This is a genomic window from Pseudomonas sp. St29 (genome assembly GCF_001547915.1).
In the GTDB taxonomy this organism is placed as follows: Bacteria; Pseudomonadota; Gammaproteobacteria; order Pseudomonadales; family Pseudomonadaceae; genus Aquipseudomonas.
Genome location: NZ_AP014628.1, coordinates 354,688 through 370,401, shown reverse-complemented (window position 1 = coordinate 370,401; position 15,714 = coordinate 354,688). Strand labels below are relative to the sequence as shown.

15 protein-coding genes and 1 tRNA gene are annotated in these 15,714 nt (G+C 63.5%); 8 read left to right on the top strand and 8 right to left on the bottom strand.

What is annotated here, in order from left to right; translation table 11 throughout:
* Positions 1-89: 89 nt before the first annotated feature.
* The 4 genes from PST29_RS01660 to PST29_RS01645 are packed head-to-tail and all read left to right on the top strand — an operon-like array spanning position 90 to position 5,237.
* Positions 90-566, top strand: coding sequence for a formate dehydrogenase subunit gamma (locus PST29_RS01660; protein ID WP_060842201.1), 477 nt, complete (start codon positions 90-92; stop codon positions 564-566).
* Positions 566-2,125, top strand: a complete 1,560-nt coding sequence (locus PST29_RS01655) for a formate dehydrogenase beta subunit (RefSeq protein ID WP_060842200.1) — start codon at positions 566-568, stop codon at positions 2,123-2,125. Before PST29_RS01660 ends, PST29_RS01655 begins: the two co-directional genes overlap by 1 nt.
* Positions 2,122-5,019, top strand: a complete 2,898-nt coding sequence (gene fdhF / locus PST29_RS01650; RefSeq protein ID WP_060842199.1) for a formate dehydrogenase subunit alpha — start codon at positions 2,122-2,124, stop codon at positions 5,017-5,019. Before PST29_RS01655 ends, fdhF begins: the two co-directional genes overlap by 4 nt.
* Positions 5,016-5,237, top strand: coding sequence for a formate dehydrogenase subunit delta (locus PST29_RS01645; RefSeq protein WP_060842198.1), 222 nt, complete (start codon positions 5,016-5,018; stop codon positions 5,235-5,237). The genes fdhF and PST29_RS01645 overlap by 4 nt, the downstream gene beginning before the upstream one ends.
* A gap of 49 nt (positions 5,238-5,286) precedes the next feature.
* On the opposite strand, the gene PST29_RS01640 is transcribed toward PST29_RS01645, so the two are convergent.
* The gene (locus tag PST29_RS01640) at positions 5,287-5,931 is read right to left on the bottom strand and encodes a hypothetical protein (RefSeq protein WP_060837072.1); all 645 of its coding nucleotides are present in this window, start codon (positions 5,929-5,931) and stop codon (positions 5,287-5,289) included.
* Positions 5,932-6,163: 232 nt separating this feature from the next.
* Between PST29_RS01640 and PST29_RS01635 the strand changes: the two genes are divergently transcribed.
* Positions 6,164-6,239, top strand: a tRNA-Thr gene (locus PST29_RS01635).
* Positions 6,240-6,575: 336 nt separating this feature from the next.
* Here the strand turns inward: PST29_RS01635 and PST29_RS01630 are convergent.
* Positions 6,576-6,860: a type II toxin-antitoxin system RelE family toxin gene (locus tag PST29_RS01630; RefSeq protein WP_047301036.1), complete on the bottom strand. Its 285-nt coding sequence runs from the start codon at positions 6,858-6,860 to the stop codon at positions 6,576-6,578.
* Positions 6,861-6,870: 10 nt separating this feature from the next.
* A complete protein-coding gene (locus tag PST29_RS01625) occupies positions 6,871-7,104 on the bottom strand; it encodes a type II toxin-antitoxin system Phd/YefM family antitoxin (protein ID WP_221178206.1) in 234 nt (77 codons plus the stop codon).
* Between the two features lie 275 nt (positions 7,105-7,379).
* Between PST29_RS01625 and PST29_RS01620 the strand changes: the two genes are divergently transcribed.
* Together PST29_RS01620 and PST29_RS01615 are read left to right on the top strand one after the other, a co-directional pair.
* The gene (locus PST29_RS01620; RefSeq protein ID WP_060842197.1) at positions 7,380-7,766 is read left to right on the top strand and encodes a c-type cytochrome; all 387 of its coding nucleotides are present in this window, start codon (positions 7,380-7,382) and stop codon (positions 7,764-7,766) included.
* A gap of 31 nt (positions 7,767-7,797) precedes the next feature.
* Positions 7,798-8,928 (top strand): lysozyme inhibitor LprI family protein, encoded by a 1,131-nt coding sequence (locus PST29_RS01615; RefSeq protein ID WP_060842196.1) that lies wholly within the window; start codon positions 7,798-7,800, stop codon positions 8,926-8,928.
* A 170-nt stretch (positions 8,929-9,098) separates the two neighbouring features.
* On the opposite strand, the gene PST29_RS01610 is transcribed toward PST29_RS01615, so the two are convergent.
* The 3 genes from PST29_RS01610 to PST29_RS01600 all read right to left on the bottom strand — a co-directional run bounded on the left by PST29_RS01610 (position 9,099) and on the right by PST29_RS01600 (position 11,740).
* On the bottom strand, positions 9,099-10,388 hold the full coding sequence (locus PST29_RS01610; RefSeq protein WP_060837068.1) for an OprD family porin: 1,290 nt from the start codon (positions 10,386-10,388) through the stop codon (positions 9,099-9,101).
* Positions 10,389-10,627: 239 nt separating this feature from the next.
* Positions 10,628-11,017, bottom strand: a complete 390-nt coding sequence (locus tag PST29_RS01605; protein ID WP_060842195.1) for a nuclear transport factor 2 family protein — start codon at positions 11,015-11,017, stop codon at positions 10,628-10,630.
* Between the two features lie 27 nt (positions 11,018-11,044).
* Positions 11,045-11,740 carry a DsbA family protein gene (locus tag PST29_RS01600; RefSeq protein ID WP_060837067.1) on the bottom strand — a complete coding sequence of 232 codons (696 nt, stop codon included), beginning with the start codon at positions 11,738-11,740 and terminating at the stop codon, positions 11,045-11,047.
* Positions 11,741-12,002: 262 nt separating this feature from the next.
* On the opposite strand from PST29_RS01600, the gene PST29_RS01595 reads away from it, so the two are divergent.
* Complete coding sequence (locus PST29_RS01595; RefSeq protein ID WP_060842194.1) at positions 12,003-14,102, top strand: TonB-dependent receptor; 2,100 nt, start codon at positions 12,003-12,005, stop codon at positions 14,100-14,102.
* Between the two features lie 61 nt (positions 14,103-14,163).
* Here the strand turns inward: PST29_RS01595 and PST29_RS01590 are convergent, their stop codons facing one another.
* Both PST29_RS01590 and aguA read right to left on the bottom strand, forming a co-directional pair.
* Positions 14,164-14,364, bottom strand: a complete 201-nt coding sequence (locus PST29_RS01590; protein ID WP_016963613.1) for a hypothetical protein — start codon at positions 14,362-14,364, stop codon at positions 14,164-14,166.
* A 238-nt stretch (positions 14,365-14,602) separates the two neighbouring features.
* The gene (aguA, locus tag PST29_RS01585; protein ID WP_060842193.1) at positions 14,603-15,709 is read right to left on the bottom strand and encodes an agmatine deiminase; all 1,107 of its coding nucleotides are present in this window, start codon (positions 15,707-15,709) and stop codon (positions 14,603-14,605) included.
* Positions 15,710-15,714: the final 5 nt, after the last annotated feature.

Sequence of the window (15,714 nt, the reverse complement as noted above, 5' to 3'; positions counted from 1 at the left end):
CTACCGTGACGTGGCAAGCAGTGCCGCAGCCGACACTTTCGGACAGCCGACAACCATCAGGTGTGTCCGTGACCGTGAGGAATTGCTGTATGCCTGATGAAACGCTGCATCTGCCGTTGATCCACACCCTGCTGGAGCGCCACAAAGGCGTCCCGGGTGCGCTGTTGCCCCTTCTCCACCAGATCCAGGAAGAGCTCGGCTACATCCCCGATCTGGCCATCCCCGAGATCGCCCACGCGCTCAATCAGAGCCAGGCGGAAGTGCGCGGGGTGATCAGCTTCTACCATGATTTTCGTACCGCGCCGCCGGCGCGGCACATCCTGCGCCTGTGCCGTGCCGAGTCCTGCCAGAGCCGTGGCTCCGAGCAGCTGGCGGCGCAATTGCGCGAGCGTCTGCACCTGGATGACCACGGCAGCAGCGCCGACGGTTCCATCAGCCTGCGACCGGTGTATTGCCTGGGGGCCTGCGCCTGTTCGCCGGCCCTGGAGCTGGACGGGCAACTGCACGCCCGGGTCAGCGCCGAACGCCTGGACGCGCTGCTGGACAGCTGCCGGGGGGACGCGTGATGCCGAGCCTCTATCTGCCCTGTGATTCCCTGGCCCGGGCCGTGGGCGCCGATGCGGTGGCCGAGGCCATCGCCGCCCAGGCCGAGCAGCGCCACCTGCCGTTGCAACTGCAACGCACCAGCTCCCGTGGCCTGTACTGGCTGGAGCCGCTTTTGGAAGTCGACACCCCGGACGGACGCCTGGGCTTTGGTCCGCTGAGCGTCGCCGACGTGCCTTCGTTGCTCGATGCCCTGCAAGGCGATCACGCCAGCCATCCCCTGGCCCTGGGCCGGGTGGAAGACCTGCCCTATCTGAAAAGTCAGCAACGCCTGCTGTTCGCCCGCGCCGGCATAACCCGGCCACTGTCCCTGGCGGACTATCGGGCCCATGGCGGCTTCGAGGGCCTGGGCCGCGCCATCGCCCTGGGCGGTGAGCAGACCGTGGCCGCGGTGCTCGATTCCGGCCTGCGTGGCCGTGGCGGCGCGGCGTTCCCCGCCGGGATCAAATGGCGCACCGTGCGCGACACGCCGCCGCAGCAGAAGTACGTGGTGTGCAACGCCGACGAAGGCGACTCCGGCACCTTCGCCGACCGCATGCTGATGGAAGGCGATCCCTTCCTGCTGATCGAAGGCATGGCCATTGCCGGCCTCGCGGTCGGCGCCAGCTACGGCTACATCTACGTGCGCTCGGAATACCCCCAGGCGGTGGCGACCCTGCGCGAGGCCCTGGACATCGCCCGGGACGCCGGTTACCTCGGGACCAATCTCGGTGGCAGCGGCCTGGCCTTCGACCTGGAGGTACGGGTCGGCGCCGGGGCCTATATCTGCGGCGAGGAAACCGCCCTGCTGGACTCCCTGGAAGGCAAGCGCGGCATCGTCCGCGCCAAGCCGCCGATCCCGGCGCTGCAAGGCCTGTTCGGCCAGCCGACCCTGGTGCACAACGTGCTGACCCTGGCCTCGGTGCCGCTGATCCTGGAAAAGGGCGCAGCCTTCTATCGCGACTACGGCATGGGCCGCTCCCTGGGCACCATGCCCTTCCAGCTGGCGGGCAACGTGCGTCACGGCGGGCTGGTGGAACGGGCCTTCGGCCTGACCCTGCGCGAGCTGGTGGAAGGCTACGGCGGCGGCACCGCCAGCGGCCGGCCGCTGAAGGCCGCGCAAGTGGGCGGCCCGCTGGGCGCCTGGGTGCCGCCGGCGCAGTTCGATACGCCGCTGGATTACGAAGCCTTCGCCGCCATGGGCGCGATGCTCGGCCACGGTGGCGTGGTGGTGGCCGATGACAGCCTGGACATGGCCCACATGGCGCGCTTCGCCCTGCAATTCTGCGCCGAGGAATCCTGCGGCAAATGCACCCCGTGCCGCATCGGTTCGACCCGCGGCGTGGAGGTCATCGACCGTCTGCTGGCGGCCCCCGATCAAGGCCGCCGCGACGAGCAGGCGCTGATCCTCAAAGACCTGTGCGACACCCTGCAATACGGCTCGCTGTGCGCCCTGGGCGGGATGACCTCCTACCCGGTGGCCAGCGCCCTGAAGCACTTCCCCGCCGACTTCGGTCTGGCGCCCTCGGAGGCCGAGCAATGATCAGTATTTTCGACCCAGCCACAGACATCGACCTCAATGCCGTGGACTTCGGCACCCCGGCCCGCGACAGCCAGGTGCAGGTCAGCCTGAACATCGACGGGCGCAGCATCAGCGTGCCCCAGGGCACTTCGGTGATGCGCGCCGCGGCGCTGCTGGGCACCACCATCCCCAAGCTCTGCGCCACCGACAGCCTGGAAGCCTTCGGCTCGTGCCGCATGTGCCTGGTGGAGATCGACGGCATGCGCGGCTACCCGGCCTCCTGCACCACCCCGGTCAGCGAAGGCATGGTGGTGCATACGCAAACGCCGAAGCTGGCGACCCTGCGGCGCAACGTGATGGAGCTGTACATCTCCGACCACCCGCTGGACTGCCTGACCTGCTCGGCCAACGGCAACTGCGAACTGCAGACCGTGGCCGGCCAGGTGGGCCTGCGGGAAGTGCGCTACGGCTATGACGGCGCCAACCACCTGGACGATCAGAAAGACACCTCCAACCCCTACTTCGACTACGACCCGAGCAAGTGCATCGTCTGCAACCGCTGCGTGCGCGCCTGCGAGGAAACCCAGGGCACCTTCGCCCTGACCATCAGCGGCCGCGGCTTCGAATCCCGGGTCGCGGCGGCCGGTGGCGACAACTTCCTGGACTCCGAATGCGTATCCTGCGGTGCCTGCGTGCAGGCCTGCCCCACCGCGACCCTGATGGAAAAAAGCGTGGTGGAAATGGGCCAGCCGGAACGGGCGGTGATCACCACCTGTGCCTACTGCGGGGTCGGCTGCTCGTTCCGCGCCGAGATGAAGGGCGATCAGCTGGTGCGCATGGTTCCGGACAAGAACGGCCAGGCCAACCACGGCCATTCCTGCGTCAAGGGCCGCTTCGCCTGGGGCTACGCCACCCACCCGGATCGCATCACCAAGCCGATGATCCGCAAGCACATCAGCGATCCGTGGCAGGAAGTCAGCTGGGACGAGGCGGTGACCTACGCCGCCAGCGAGCTGCGGCGCATCCAGCTCAAGTACGGCCGCGACTCCATCGGCGGCATCACCTCCAGCCGCTGCACCAACGAAGAAACCTACCTGGTGCAGAAACTGGTGCGGGCGGCCTTCGGCAACAACAACGTCGACACCTGCGCCCGGGTCTGCCACTCGCCCACCGGCTACGGCCTCAAGCAGACCCTGGGGGAATCCGCCGGCACCCAGAGCTTCGACTCGGTGATGCAGGCCGACGTGATCCTGGTGATGGGCGCCAACCCCAGCGACGCGCACCCGGTGTTCGGTTCCCAGCTCAAGCGGCGCCTGCGTGAAGGGGCCAAGCTGATCGTCATCGACCCACGGCGCATCGATCTGGTGGACTCGGTGCACGCCCGCGCCGAACTGCACCTGGCCCTGCGCCCGGGCACCAACGTGGCCATGCTCAATGCCCTGGCCCATGTGATCGTTACCGAGGGCCTGGTCAACCAGGCATTCGTCGAGGCCCGGTGCGAGCCGGAAGCCTTCGCCCAGTGGAGCGCCTTCGTCAGCCGCGCCGACAACTCGCCGGAAGTGCTCGGCGCCATCTGCGGCGTGCCCGCTGCCGACATCCGCGCCGCCGCGCGCCTGTACGCCACCGGCGGCAACGCGGCGATCTACTACGGCCTGGGCGTCACCGAACACAGCCAGGGCAGCACCTCGGTGATGGGCATCGCCAACCTGGCCATGGCCACCGGCAACATCGGTCGCGAAGGGGTGGGGGTGAACCCGCTGCGGGGGCAGAACAACGTCCAGGGTTCCTGCGACATGGGCTCCTTCCCCCACGAGCTGCCGGGCTACCGGCACATCTCCAACCAGGCGGTGCGCCAGGAGTTCGAGCAGGCCTGGAACGTCACCTTGCAAGCCGACCCCGGCCTGCGCATTCCCAACATGTTCGAAGCGGCCCTGGGCGGCAGCTTCAAGGGCCTGTACTGCCAGGGCGAAGACATCGCCCAGAGCGACCCCAACACCCAGCACGTGACCGCGGCCCTGTCGGCCATGGAGTGCGTGGTGGTGCAGGACATCTTCCTCAACGAAACCGCCAAGTTCGCCCACGTGTTCCTGCCGGGCAGCTCGTTCCTGGAAAAGGACGGCACCTTCACCAACGCCGAACGGCGCATCTCGCGGGTGCGCAAGGTCATGGAGCCGCTGGGCGGCAAGGCCGACTGGGAAGGCACCCTGGCCCTGGCGGCGGCCCTGGGCTACCCGATGCACTACAACCATCCTTCGGAAATCATGGATGAAATCGCCCGCCTGACCCCGACCTTCACCGGCGTCAGCTACGCCAGCCTGGATCGCCACGGCAGCCTGCAATGGCCGTGCAACGACGCCGCGCCGGACGGCACGCCGACCATGCACATCGACGAGTTCGTGCGCGGCAAGGGGCGCTTCATGCTCACCGGCTACGTGCCCACCGACGAGAAGGTCAACGGCCGCTACCCGCTGCTGCTGACCACCGGCCGGATCCTCAGCCAGTACAACGTCGGCGCCCAGACCCGACGCACCGACAACGTTGCCTGGCACGCCGAGGACCGCCTGGAAATCCACCCCACCGACGCCGAGAGCCGGGGCATCAACGAAGGCGACTGGGTGGGCATCGGCAGCCGCGCCGGGCAGACCGTGCTGCGCGCCCGGGTTACCGAGCGGGTAGCGCCGGGCGTGGTCTACACCACCTTCCACTTCCCCGAATCGGGGGCCAACGTGATCACCACCGACAACTCCGACTGGGCCACCAACTGTCCGGAGTACAAGGTCACGGCGGTGGAAGTCAGCCGCGTCTACCACCCTTCCGAATGGCAGAAGCGCTACCAGGCATTCAGCGACGAACAGCATCGCCTGCTGGATGAACGCCGGCGCTCCCGGGGCGGCAAGGCGGAGGTGCGCCGATGAGCACCGCCAACCTGATCAAGATGGCCAACCAGATCGCCGCGTACTTTGCCAACGAGCCGGATCAGACACAGGCGGTGCTGAGCGTGCGCAACCACATGCAGATGTTCTGGACCCCGGCCATGCGCAAGGACCTGCTGGCCTGGCAGACCGAGCAGCAAGGTGCCGAATTGCACCCACTGGTGCAGCAAGCGCTGCGCGACACCGGCTGGGAGGCCTGACCCCGCACACCCCGGCCTGTAGCAGCAGGCCGGGGAACCCTGCAGCGACTCAGTTACCCGGGCACCGTCTGTCCACCGGCGGCTTGGTCTGGAGCGCCAGCGGCATCACCGCTCCCGGCTTGCCCAGAGGCAACAGCTGGTACACCGCAAAGACACACATTGCGGCAGTTTCGCCACTGGCCTGGGGGATGTAGTTCAGGCCGACGTAGGCTTCGTAACTCTTGCCCGGCTCGAACATCACCACCTTCTTCACCTCGGGACAGGTGCGATAGCTGCTGCCGGATCCAGCGGCCGACACCCCGCCCCCTTCCAGCAGGAAAGGCCGACCCGCCGGCACCCGATACTCGGTGACAATCTCGTGGTACGCGCCCTCGCCCATGCGGATCGAGCCGACGTAGGCCGGCAGCTTCGGCGCGAAGCGCGGCAGCATATCGATCTGCCGCGGCTGCAACGGAAACTGCGGGTAATTGATATTGGCTTGCTGATTGCTGCCAAACCGCCCGGCCTTGGCCAGGCGCTTGCTGTCCCCCAGGCAACCGGCATAAGCCTCCCCACGCACTTCACCGTTGGTGATCACCCGCAACTGCGCGGTCGGCACGCTCAGGGGCGGTTCCGAATAGGGCAACACCGGTTTGACACTGCACGCGCCGAGCAACGACAGCAGCGCCAGCAAGGTGATGTTTCTGGGTTTCATGACTGATCTTTCCTTTGTTTGCAGCGGCATGAGCGGCTGAGCAGGCTATCGGCCGCGTGGCGGCAGTCTGCACTGGACCTTCCGCGATCCGCCACTGGCTCACCGCCTCATCGCGCCTGAGCCCCGAGTGCCGGGAAGCCCTACGACAGAGCTGGCGCAGGCCCACGCAAAAATAGTCAGATTTCAGGGGTTTACAGAACCCCGCCAATCGCTATAATCGTCGCCCTAACACGCCGGTATAGCTCAGTTGGTAGAGCAACTGACTTGTAATCAGTAGGTCCCGGGTTCGACTCCTGGTGCCGGCACCATACAAAACGAAGCCCCTGCAGCAATGCAGGGGCTTTGTTGTTTCCGTACCTCAGAAAAGCCTCACGTCATGTCGTGAGAGCGCCCACAAATTGTCCGCACCTACGCTTTCGCTTCCTGGCATGCCCATCATTTTCATCGAGACTTGGGATTTGCTCGTCGTCAACGCACGACCTATGCCTCTAGCCATTTCGAGCAGGTCATTTGCATCGAATTTGATCGACGCGCAACCAGAAGGATAAGGAGCGCCCACGTGGTAGGCACCCAGCAGAGCTCCCTCGAAGGGCCAAGGTGATGGAAGGTTGGATGAAAAACCCCGCCGAAGCGGGGCTCAAGGGTCAGACTCGCCTATTGGCGGCCTCATAGACTTCATCGTCGCGTCTGGCCCCAATGCACAGGACCAGCACGATCTCAGAACCTTGGATCCTATAGACGATGCGAACATCACCTGTCCGAATCCGGCGGTGACCGGCGAGAGCGCCGCGAAGGAGCTTGCCGATCTTGTCTGGCTCGCCTTCAACGATCCGCTCCCGGATCACCTTAAGGACTCTTTTTGCCTCAGCCCTACCTAACTGAGCGAGATCTTGCTCAACATCAGGGTGAAACCGAACGCTCCAGTTCATTGACTATTGCCTACTTGAAGCGAGCCTCCATGTCCTCAAGGCTCACTGTGTTCTGTTCGTCCAAAGTGGACAGGCGCTCAATGGCCAAACGCTCAGCGCGAAGATCTTCGAGTTCGTCCTGCAAAGCTTGGTAGGCGTCTACACCCACCAGCACAGCTGCTGGCTCGTTATCCTTGAAAATCACCAAATGAGTGACTTCACCGCTCGTAACTTCCTTCAGTTTCGCGCTAAAGCCTCGAACCATCGCTGTAGCGGACACTGCCTGCTCAGCTCGGTCTAGGAGTGCACTCATGCTCTATTGCCTCGATTCATCACTCAGTTCGTTCGTCTTTGTCAGTTCATTATCAGTCGGTGTTGCGGCACGCGCATCATCAATATACGCAATATCATGCATACGACAATACACATCAAAAAATAACGATGAACGGAACCACGTGTGAACCTAACTGTTTTGGCTATCCATCTGCACCGCACTTCATGCTCCAATACCCGCCGATCCCCGTTGTACACAGGCCGCCCATGAAGCCCATTTCCCTATCGATCCTGCCCCTGTTGCTCCACTCCCTACTGTTCAGCACTCCGACCCTGGCCGGCGATGCCGAGGCCGGTGGCAAGCTGTTCAAGCGCCTGTGCAGCGGCTGCCACAATATCGGCCCGTCGGTGCGCAGTTCGTTCGGGCCGCAGCTCAACGGCATCATCGATCGCCCGGCCGGCAGTGCCGCGGACTATCAATATTCAACCGCCATGAAGTCGTCGGGCATTGTCTGGACCCGGGACAAGCTCATCCAGTACCTGGAAGACCCCAAGGCCGTGGTGCCTGGCACCCGGATGATTTTCTGGGGGCTGAGCGATGAGGAAAAAATCGATAATCTGCTGGCCTATCTGCAGACCTTCCCTACCCCCTGATCTGCGCTCGCTTGCCTACAAGGATGTTTTGATGAAGTTTGCTCTGCCGTCGCTCGTCGTCACGGGCCTGGCCCTGGCTGCGTGCATGTCCCAGGTGCAGGCCGCCGGTTTCGACTGCGCCAAGGCCTCTACCCGGGTGGAGAAAACCGTCTGCGACACGCCGACCCTATCCGCCAAAGACGATGAGTTGAACCGCCGCTACCAGGCCCTCAAGCACCTGCAGGTGTTTCGCCTGTTGCAAACCCAGTGGCTGCGGGAAGTGCGCGACACCTGCATCGACAGCGACTGCCTGGAGTCCGCCTACCGGGCCCAGGTGAAGATGCTCGGGCTGTTGCCGATCCCTCCGGCGCCCGGCAAGGACGAGCTGCTGCCCATGGATCCCACCCGTCAGTACCGCCTGCAGGACCCTGATGACTGGCAGCGCTTCACCCTGGCCAGGTTCACCGCCGCCCCGCCCCAGGGCGATCAGCAGATCGTCGACGCCCAGGTGCTGGAGGGCGTGCTGCATGTGGTGCTGTTCGTCGGTCAGTACCAGAGAGGGCGGGAAGGCTATGTCGGCACCCTGTACGAATACGCCGATGACCAGCCCGGCCTGCATCCCATTGCCCGGGATATCGGTTTTGTCGGCTGGGCCCTGCCGGGGGGCAACGATCAGGGCCAGCGCTTCGCCGGCATCGTTGACGGGGTGTTTTACTACCGCCAGCGCAGCGGCGGCGAGCTGCAGCAGGGCATGCGCTATCGCCTGGGCTCGCGCAGTGCTCCCGAAGCCAGCCAGCAGGTGTTCCAGTCGCTCTCCAACACCCTGCACCATGCCCGAGCGCGGGTCGGCCAGGATCTGAATCAGGAGAACTACAGCCTGTCCCTGGACTACGACCGGCAGAGCAACAACACCTACTCCGAGAACGTCACCGAGCACAACGAAGTCGAGTCCGGCTGGAGCATCGTCAATCCCACCTGGAGCGAAACCCGCCCGGTGATGTACTTCGATAACGAAGGGCCGCGGGCCTGTATCTGGCGGGTCGACGTGCAGCACAAGGTGCTGTCCAAGATCGTCCCGGAGCATGAAGCGATTTCAGCCCGTCCTGTGGATATCCATGGCCGTGAGGCAGTGGTGTACCTGGAAGGCAATCAGCTGAAGTTCGCGATCAATCCGGATGACTGAAAGGCACGTCCGCGCAAGGAACCGGGTCAGCCATGGCCCGGCGGCGAGCCGTAACAGATCGATATCGAGCCACCGCTTGCGCACCGCTCCCCACTAGGCACAAAAAAACCCCGAACCAGTCGGGGTTTTTCCATTGCGTCACCTGCAATCAGGTGCTGATCAGGCGTGCATCAGAACACGTTGATCGGGTAGTCGACGAACACCCGCAGTTCGTTGCCGCTGTCGTTGTACTCGCTGGATTTCTGCGATACGCGCAGGATCGAGCTACGTACCTTGACGCTCAGGTCCTTGGCCGGGCCGCTCTGCACCACGTACTTGAGCTGGTTGAAGATTTCCCGCTCGGTGCCGCCGGTGGAGGTCGAGGTGGTGATGTTGTCGCCACGCACGTAGGCCACGTTGTAGGTCAGGCCCGGTACGCCGAAGGCGCCGAAGTCCAGACCGTAGCCCAGCTGCCAGCTGCGCTCGTCTTCAGCGTTGAAGTCGGACCAGTAGGAGTTAGCCAGGTAGATGGTGTTGCCACCGTCACCCACGCGGTTCTGACCACGCTGGTAGCCGCCGTAGGCATAGCCCAGGTGGCTGTCGCCGGTGCTGCGCTGGTGCGCCAGGGTGAACGAGTGCGGACCCATGGCGTAGGTGGCCGCCAGGCTCCAGATCTTGTTGTCCTGGCCACCGGCGCCGGCGTCTTTGGCGTAGGCCTTGTCCAGCTTGGTCTGGTAACCGTTGAAGTCCAGGGTCAGGGACCGGTCGGTGGCCAGCGGGAACACGTAGTTCAGGTTGACGTATTGCTTCTTCAGCACGTCTTCGACGTCGGAAGCGTACAGCGCGCCCTTGAACTGCTCGGTGAACTGGTAGCTACCGCCCAATACGTTGATCGACTTCAGGCCACCGCTGTCACGACCTTCGGCGCTCTTGCGCGATTCGGCAGTGAAACGACCGGCGTTCAGCTCCAGGCCCTTGATCTCCTTGGAAGTGATCAAGGTACCGGTGTAGCTTTCCGGCAGCAGACGCGAGTTGTCGTAGTTCAGTACCGGCAGCGCCGGCATCTGGTCACCGTAGGTCAGCACGGTGTTGGACACGCGGAACTTGACCGCGGCGCCGGCCTTGGCCAGGTCGCCCGCTGGGGTCTGGTTGCCGTGTTCGCTGCGCTTGAAGAAGTCGATACCCTGGCCGCCGCTGTGGCTGCCTTTGTCCAGGCGCAATGCATACAGACCGAAGGCGTCCACGCCCACGCCCACGGTGCCTTGGGTGAAGCCCGAGGAGAACGTGCCGATGGCCGCTTGGCCCCACTCGCGCTGGTCGTCGTTACCGTCTTTCTTGTCACGGTTGATGTAGGCGTTGCGCAGCAGCACTTTCAGGCTGCTGTCTTCGACAAAACCCTTGGCATCGGCCTGGCCGTCGGCCATGGCTTGTGTAGCGCTCAAAATCCCCAGTGCAATCAAGCAGATCCGCTGTTTCAACATTTTATTTTCCTTATTACGGTTAGAGACGCGCTGTGAGCACTCACGGCTATGGCGTTTAAACGCTCTTCTACCGACGAAACAAAAAGACCCGCCCGCGAAGGATCGCGGCGGGCCTTTTATTATTCTTAAATATGGCTCTTGGCCACAGGCGTTGGGGGCGAATCCTATCTGCGCCCTGAACAACGTGTCAATTTCGTGAATCGTCTTTGAATAGCTGAAAATATTCTAAGAACTGCGGGCTAGAGCATTGCCAGCTGCACGCTATGGCTGTCGACGAATTGTTCGAAGTGGGTGACTTTGCCGTTTTTGAGGGTCCACAAATGGGCCACTCGCACATCGATCGGCTTGCCCGAGGCCTTGTAGATGCCTTGGTAGTTGCCATAGGCGAAGACCTTGTCGCCCTGGGCCACGTAGTTTTCCACCTTGAAGGTGAAGTCCTGCCATTCCGAGCCCAGGCGCTTGAAGACATGCTCCAGCACCGCCTCGAAACCGACGTAGGTGCCGGCATAGGGAAAGCCCGCCGCTTCGGTCCAACGTGCGTCGGGGGCCAGGGCCGCGGCGGTGTTGCGCGCATTTTCCTGGGAGTTGGCACCTTCGTAGGTGCTCTTGATCAACGCGAGGTTATCCATGGGTGACTCCATGCAGGTCAGGTGGGATCAGAGCGCACAACCGTCCAGGCCACAGGCCTGGAACGCGCCGTCTTGCGGGCCGGAACCGGCGCCCAGTGAGGTTTTCAGCCAGTGGGCGAAAGCCTCGGGTTTGCCCAGCCAGGGGCTGATATCGAGCAACTGATAGCGGCCATCCCGCTCCAGCACCAGGGTCGGGAAACCCTGACCGCCGACTTTGGCCAGCAGCGCGCGGCTGGTCTTTATGTGTTCATCCAGCTCAGTGGCGGTAACCCGATCCAGCGCCGCGGCGAATGCCTCGACAGCCAAGCCCAGGTCCTGCGCCAGTTCCAGCAGGACTTCGCGATCGGCAATCCGCCGGCCTTCCAGGTAATGGGCGGTCTGCAGGCGTCCCAGCAATTGCAGTCCGCGTCCATCCAGGGCCTCGGCCGCCAGTACCGCGGCAATCGGCGGCGCCGAATCGAACACCGCCGAATGGTCGCGCAGCAAGCCTTCGAAATAGGCCTGGCCGAAAGGCTGCCCGGTGTACTCGGCGATACGCCGGTCATGGGGCATGACGTAATCGCGCAGCTGTGGCGACACCGGCTGGCGGTTGCGGCCGGTCATCATGCCGCCCCCATGGGCCTGCACCGGCAACACGGCCAGGGCCGCCTGCACCAGCGGCTTGGCGCCGTAGCACCAGCCGCACAACGGGTCATAGATGTAGTGAAGGGTGGCCGAGGACATGGGGAACTCCAACAGGGTCTTGAGTATTCGATGGCACGCAGACTATGCCCCGGGCGCCAGGGGAAAAACCTCGAAATGGTTTTTAGTCTGTTGCGCGAACCGGACGAATCCCTCTGTTTGGTCCGTGTATGTGGGCAGATACGGCAGCGACACAATTAGAAACAATAGAGCCGGGGAACTATTAGATAATAATTAACGTTAGTAAATAGCACGCATTACCATTTGCATCCTTCGACTCACCTTGCTTTCGGATGCGCTCCAGATGCCTGCCCATTTCCGCCTTACGCCCCTGTCCCTGGGACTCTGCACCCTGCTGACCGCCGGTTTTGCCTGCGCCGCCAGCACCGCCCTGCCAACCACCTCCATCAGCGCCGAAGCCGAGGCCGATCCCGACAATCCCCGAGTCAAGGAAGTCAGTACCGCCACCCGCACCGCCACCGCCGCGCGCTACGTGCCCCAGGCGATCAACACGCTCAAGACCGCCAACGTGCTGGACTACGGCGTCAATGACCTGGGCCGCGCCCTGAGCGGCATTCCCAACGTCAGCAGCGGCTCCGACACCCGCTTCGACAGCCTGCGGATTCGGGGTTTCGATGCCAGCAACGACTTCTACCTGGACGGCATCCGCGACGACAGCCAGTACGTGCGCGACCTGCACAACATCGAGCGCATCGAAGTGCTCAAGGGCCCGGCGGCCGTGCTCTACGGCCGTGGCAGCCAGGGTGGCATCGTCAACCGAGTGAGCAAGCTGCCGGAGTTCGGCCGCCGCTCCAGCGTCGAAGTCCAGGGCGGCAGCCAGGACCTGCGCAGCCTGTATGCCGACCTCAGTGCCGATCCGACAGAGAACCTCAGCCTGCGCCTGAACCTGGGCAACCAGGACCAGAACAGTTTCCGCGACGGCGTCAGTAGCAATCGCCAGCTGTTCGCACCGTCCATGAGCTGGCAACTCACCCCGGAGCTGAACTGGCTGGTGCAATACGAGTACAGCCGCTACAACCGCACCCCGGACCGCGGCATCACCAGCCTCAACGGGCGCCCGGCGGACGTCGGCCGCGACACCACCTACGGCGACCACCGCGACTACATCGATGACAAGTCCCAGTCCCTGCGCTCCAAACTGAGCTACGAACTGAGCGACAGCTGGCAGCTGCGCCACACCTTGGGGGTGTTCAAGCTCGACAGCGATTTCGACAACACCTACCAGTTCGACTACGACGCTGCTACCGGTAAGGTAAAGCGTCAGCGCTGGCAGCAGGATCTGAAGACCCGCAACGTCTACAACAACAGCGAGCTGGAGGGTCGTTTCGACACCTTCGGACTGGAGCACCGCCTGCTCACCGGCCTGGAATTCGGCAGCCAGCGCCGTGACCCGATCCTCTACAACGCCGCCACCTCGGGGCCCGGCAGCCAGGCAGTGCCCGCCGTGGACCTGTACAACCCCAATCCGTACCAGAGCCATACCGGGCGCATGCAGGTCTGGAGCAACAACCACACCGAGGTGCAAAGCCGGGCGCTCTATGTGCAGGACCAACTGCGCCTGAACGATCAGTGGCAACTGCTGGCCGGCCTGCGTTACGACTACTTCGAAGTGCAGACCACCAATCGCAAGAACGGCATCTCCGACAGTCGCGATAGCCACAGCGTCAGCCCGCGCCTGGGGGTGGTCTGGACGCCGCTGGAGCACCACTCGTTCTATGCCTCCTGGAGCAAGTCGTTCGCGCCGGTGGGTGGCGGCCTGATCGGCATCACCCCGAACGCCGCCGGCAACGGCAACGACCTGAGCCCGGAGCTGACCCGGCAGAAGGAAGTCGGGGTCAAGAGCGACTGGCTGGACGAGCGCCTGAGTACCACCCTCGCGGTGTACGAACTGGAGCTCTACAACCGTCGTACCCCTGACCCGCAGGACCGCAGCATCACCTTGCTCACCGGCCTGCAACGCTCCCGGGGTGTCGAGCTGACCGCCAGCGGCAAGCTCGTCGGCAACTGGTACCTGCGTGGCGGCATCGGCCTGCAGGATGCGGTAGTGGTCAAGGACAACAACGGCTTCGAAGACAAGCGGGTGAACAACGTGGCCAAGCGCAATGGCAGCCTGTTCATCACCTGGAAACCGGAACTGGGCTGGTACGCCGAAACCGGTCTGACCCTGGTGGGCGACCGTTACGCCGACAGCAGCAACACCGTGGTGCTGCCGGGCTACGGCCGCTGGGACGCCCTGGCCGGCTACCGGCACAAGGACTGGGACGTGCGCGCGGCGCTGAACAACATCGCCGACCGCGAGTACTACAGCTCGGCCACCAGCGCCTATCAGATCCAGCCGGGAGATCCGCGCAGCCTGGTGGTCACTGGCAACTACCGCTTCTAAAACGCCCAGCCAAAAAAAAAGCGCTGCCATCCCGGCAGCGCTTTTTACAATCCGTCGTTTTCTATCCTTTGACCACATCCCACAGTGCCTGCAGTTCCGCCTCGCTGAGCAATCCAGCGGGGTAACGCTCAACGATGATCCGGCGCGGATCAGGTTCCCTGATCTGACGCGTTCCATTGGACTTCAACCATTGCGCCAGAGCCTGCAGCGACTCGTTACTCATTGCCAAGGGATGGGACGTCCGCTCGCTGACCATGTTCATTCCAGCGCTCTCTCCTGGTATCTGAGCGGCCTAACTTATCCAAGGTTTATGACAGAACAACAAATGTTCCACATGTCTCAGAATCACCACAAAGCAGATACAAGAGCTATGCCAATGTGTCGGATGGGCCGATATACGGCCATGAAAAAGCCCGCAACCCATCTGGGCTGCGGGCTCGCTGAAATGCCTCAGGAGCGATGCAACGAACGGCCTTGCACAGTCACTGTTACAACGGCACTCAAATTCGCTGTGGCGCAGGCTGTTGTTGGGTAAGGCAATGGATATTGCCGCCCCCCAGTAACAGTTCGCGCCCCGGCACCATCACCACTTCATGCTCGGGGAACAGCACCTGGAGGATGGACTTGGCCTGAGCATCCATCGGGTCGTCAAAACTCGGCGCAATGATCCCGCCATTGACGATCAGGAAGTTCACATAGGAACCGGCCAGGCGCACGGAGGGATTGCGCTCCTGGCTACCTTGCACGGCATCGACACCGGCGCATTCCTCTTCGGTGGCATACAAGGGGCCGGGAATCGGCATCTTGTGCACCTTGAAGGTGCGGCCCTTGGCGTCGAGGGTGTTTTCCAGCACCTGCATGGCCGCCCGGCAACGTGGATAGTTGGGGTCCTGGGGGTCGTCGGTCCAGGCCAGCAACACTTCACCCGGACGCACGTAGCAGCAGAAGTTATCCACATGACCGTCGGTTTCGTCGTTGTACAGGCCGTCCGGCAGCCAGACGATGCGCTCCACTGACAGATGCTCGCGCAGCACCGCCTCGATCTGCTCGCGGGACAGGTGCGGGTTGCGGTTGTGGTTGAGCAGGCATTCCTCGGTGGTGATCAGGGTGCCTTCGCCGTCGACGTGAATCGAACCGCCCTCAAGCACGAAGCCCTCGGTGCGGTACTCCTGGCAACGCTCGATTTCCAGCACCTTGCTGGCCACCTGTTCGTCACGGTTCCAAGGCGAATACAAGCCGCCCTCGAAACCGCCCCAGGCATTGAAGCCCCAGTGCACACCGCGCACTTCGCCGCTGTGGTTGATGACGAAAGTCGGACCGGTGTCGCGGACCCAGGCATCGTCACTGGACATTTCCACGACGCGGATATTGGGCACGTCCAGGCGCGCCCGGGCGTTTTCATACTGGGCCGCGGACACCGCCACGGTCACCGGTTCAAAACGTGCAATGGCCTTGGCCACCGCGGCGTGGGCGGCCTGGGCCGGCTTGCCGCCCAGGCGCCAGTTGTCCGGACGCTCGGGCCAGATCATCCAGGTCTGGGTCTGGGTCGCCCATTCGGCCGGCATGTAGAAACCGTCGGCGCGCGGCGTGCTGTGCAAAGTGCTCATAGTGT

Coding starts and splice junctions, on each gene's coding strand:
- PST29_RS01590 (WP_016963613.1), bottom strand. CDS start 14,364: ATGAACATGGTCAGCGAGCGGACGTCCCATCCCTTGGCAATGAGTAAC.
- PST29_RS01660 (WP_060842201.1), top strand. CDS start 90: ATGCCTGATGAAACGCTGCATCTGCCGTTGATCCACACCCTGCTGGAG.
- PST29_RS01615 (WP_060842196.1), top strand. CDS start 7,798: ATGAAGTTTGCTCTGCCGTCGCTCGTCGTCACGGGCCTGGCCCTGGCT.
- PST29_RS01610 (WP_060837068.1), bottom strand. CDS start 10,388: ATGTTGAAACAGCGGATCTGCTTGATTGCACTGGGGATTTTGAGCGCT.
- PST29_RS01600 (WP_060837067.1), bottom strand. CDS start 11,740: ATGTCCTCGGCCACCCTTCACTACATCTATGACCCGTTGTGCGGCTGG.
- PST29_RS01605 (WP_060842195.1), bottom strand. CDS start 11,017: ATGGATAACCTCGCGTTGATCAAGAGCACCTACGAAGGTGCCAACTCC.
- PST29_RS01620 (WP_060842197.1), top strand. CDS start 7,380: ATGAAGCCCATTTCCCTATCGATCCTGCCCCTGTTGCTCCACTCCCTA.
- PST29_RS01645 (WP_060842198.1), top strand. CDS start 5,016: ATGAGCACCGCCAACCTGATCAAGATGGCCAACCAGATCGCCGCGTAC.
- PST29_RS01625 (WP_221178206.1), bottom strand. CDS start 7,104: ATGGTTCGAGGCTTTAGCGCGAAACTGAAGGAAGTTACGAGCGGTGAA.
- PST29_RS01640 (WP_060837072.1), bottom strand. CDS start 5,931: ATGAAACCCAGAAACATCACCTTGCTGGCGCTGCTGTCGTTGCTCGGC.
- fdhF (WP_060842199.1), top strand. CDS start 2,122: ATGATCAGTATTTTCGACCCAGCCACAGACATCGACCTCAATGCCGTG.
- PST29_RS01630 (WP_047301036.1), bottom strand. CDS start 6,860: ATGAACTGGAGCGTTCGGTTTCACCCTGATGTTGAGCAAGATCTCGCT.
- aguA (WP_060842193.1), bottom strand. CDS start 15,709: ATGAGCACTTTGCACAGCACGCCGCGCGCCGACGGTTTCTACATGCCG.
- PST29_RS01595 (WP_060842194.1), top strand. CDS start 12,003: ATGCCTGCCCATTTCCGCCTTACGCCCCTGTCCCTGGGACTCTGCACC.
- PST29_RS01655 (WP_060842200.1), top strand. CDS start 566: ATGCCGAGCCTCTATCTGCCCTGTGATTCCCTGGCCCGGGCCGTGGGC.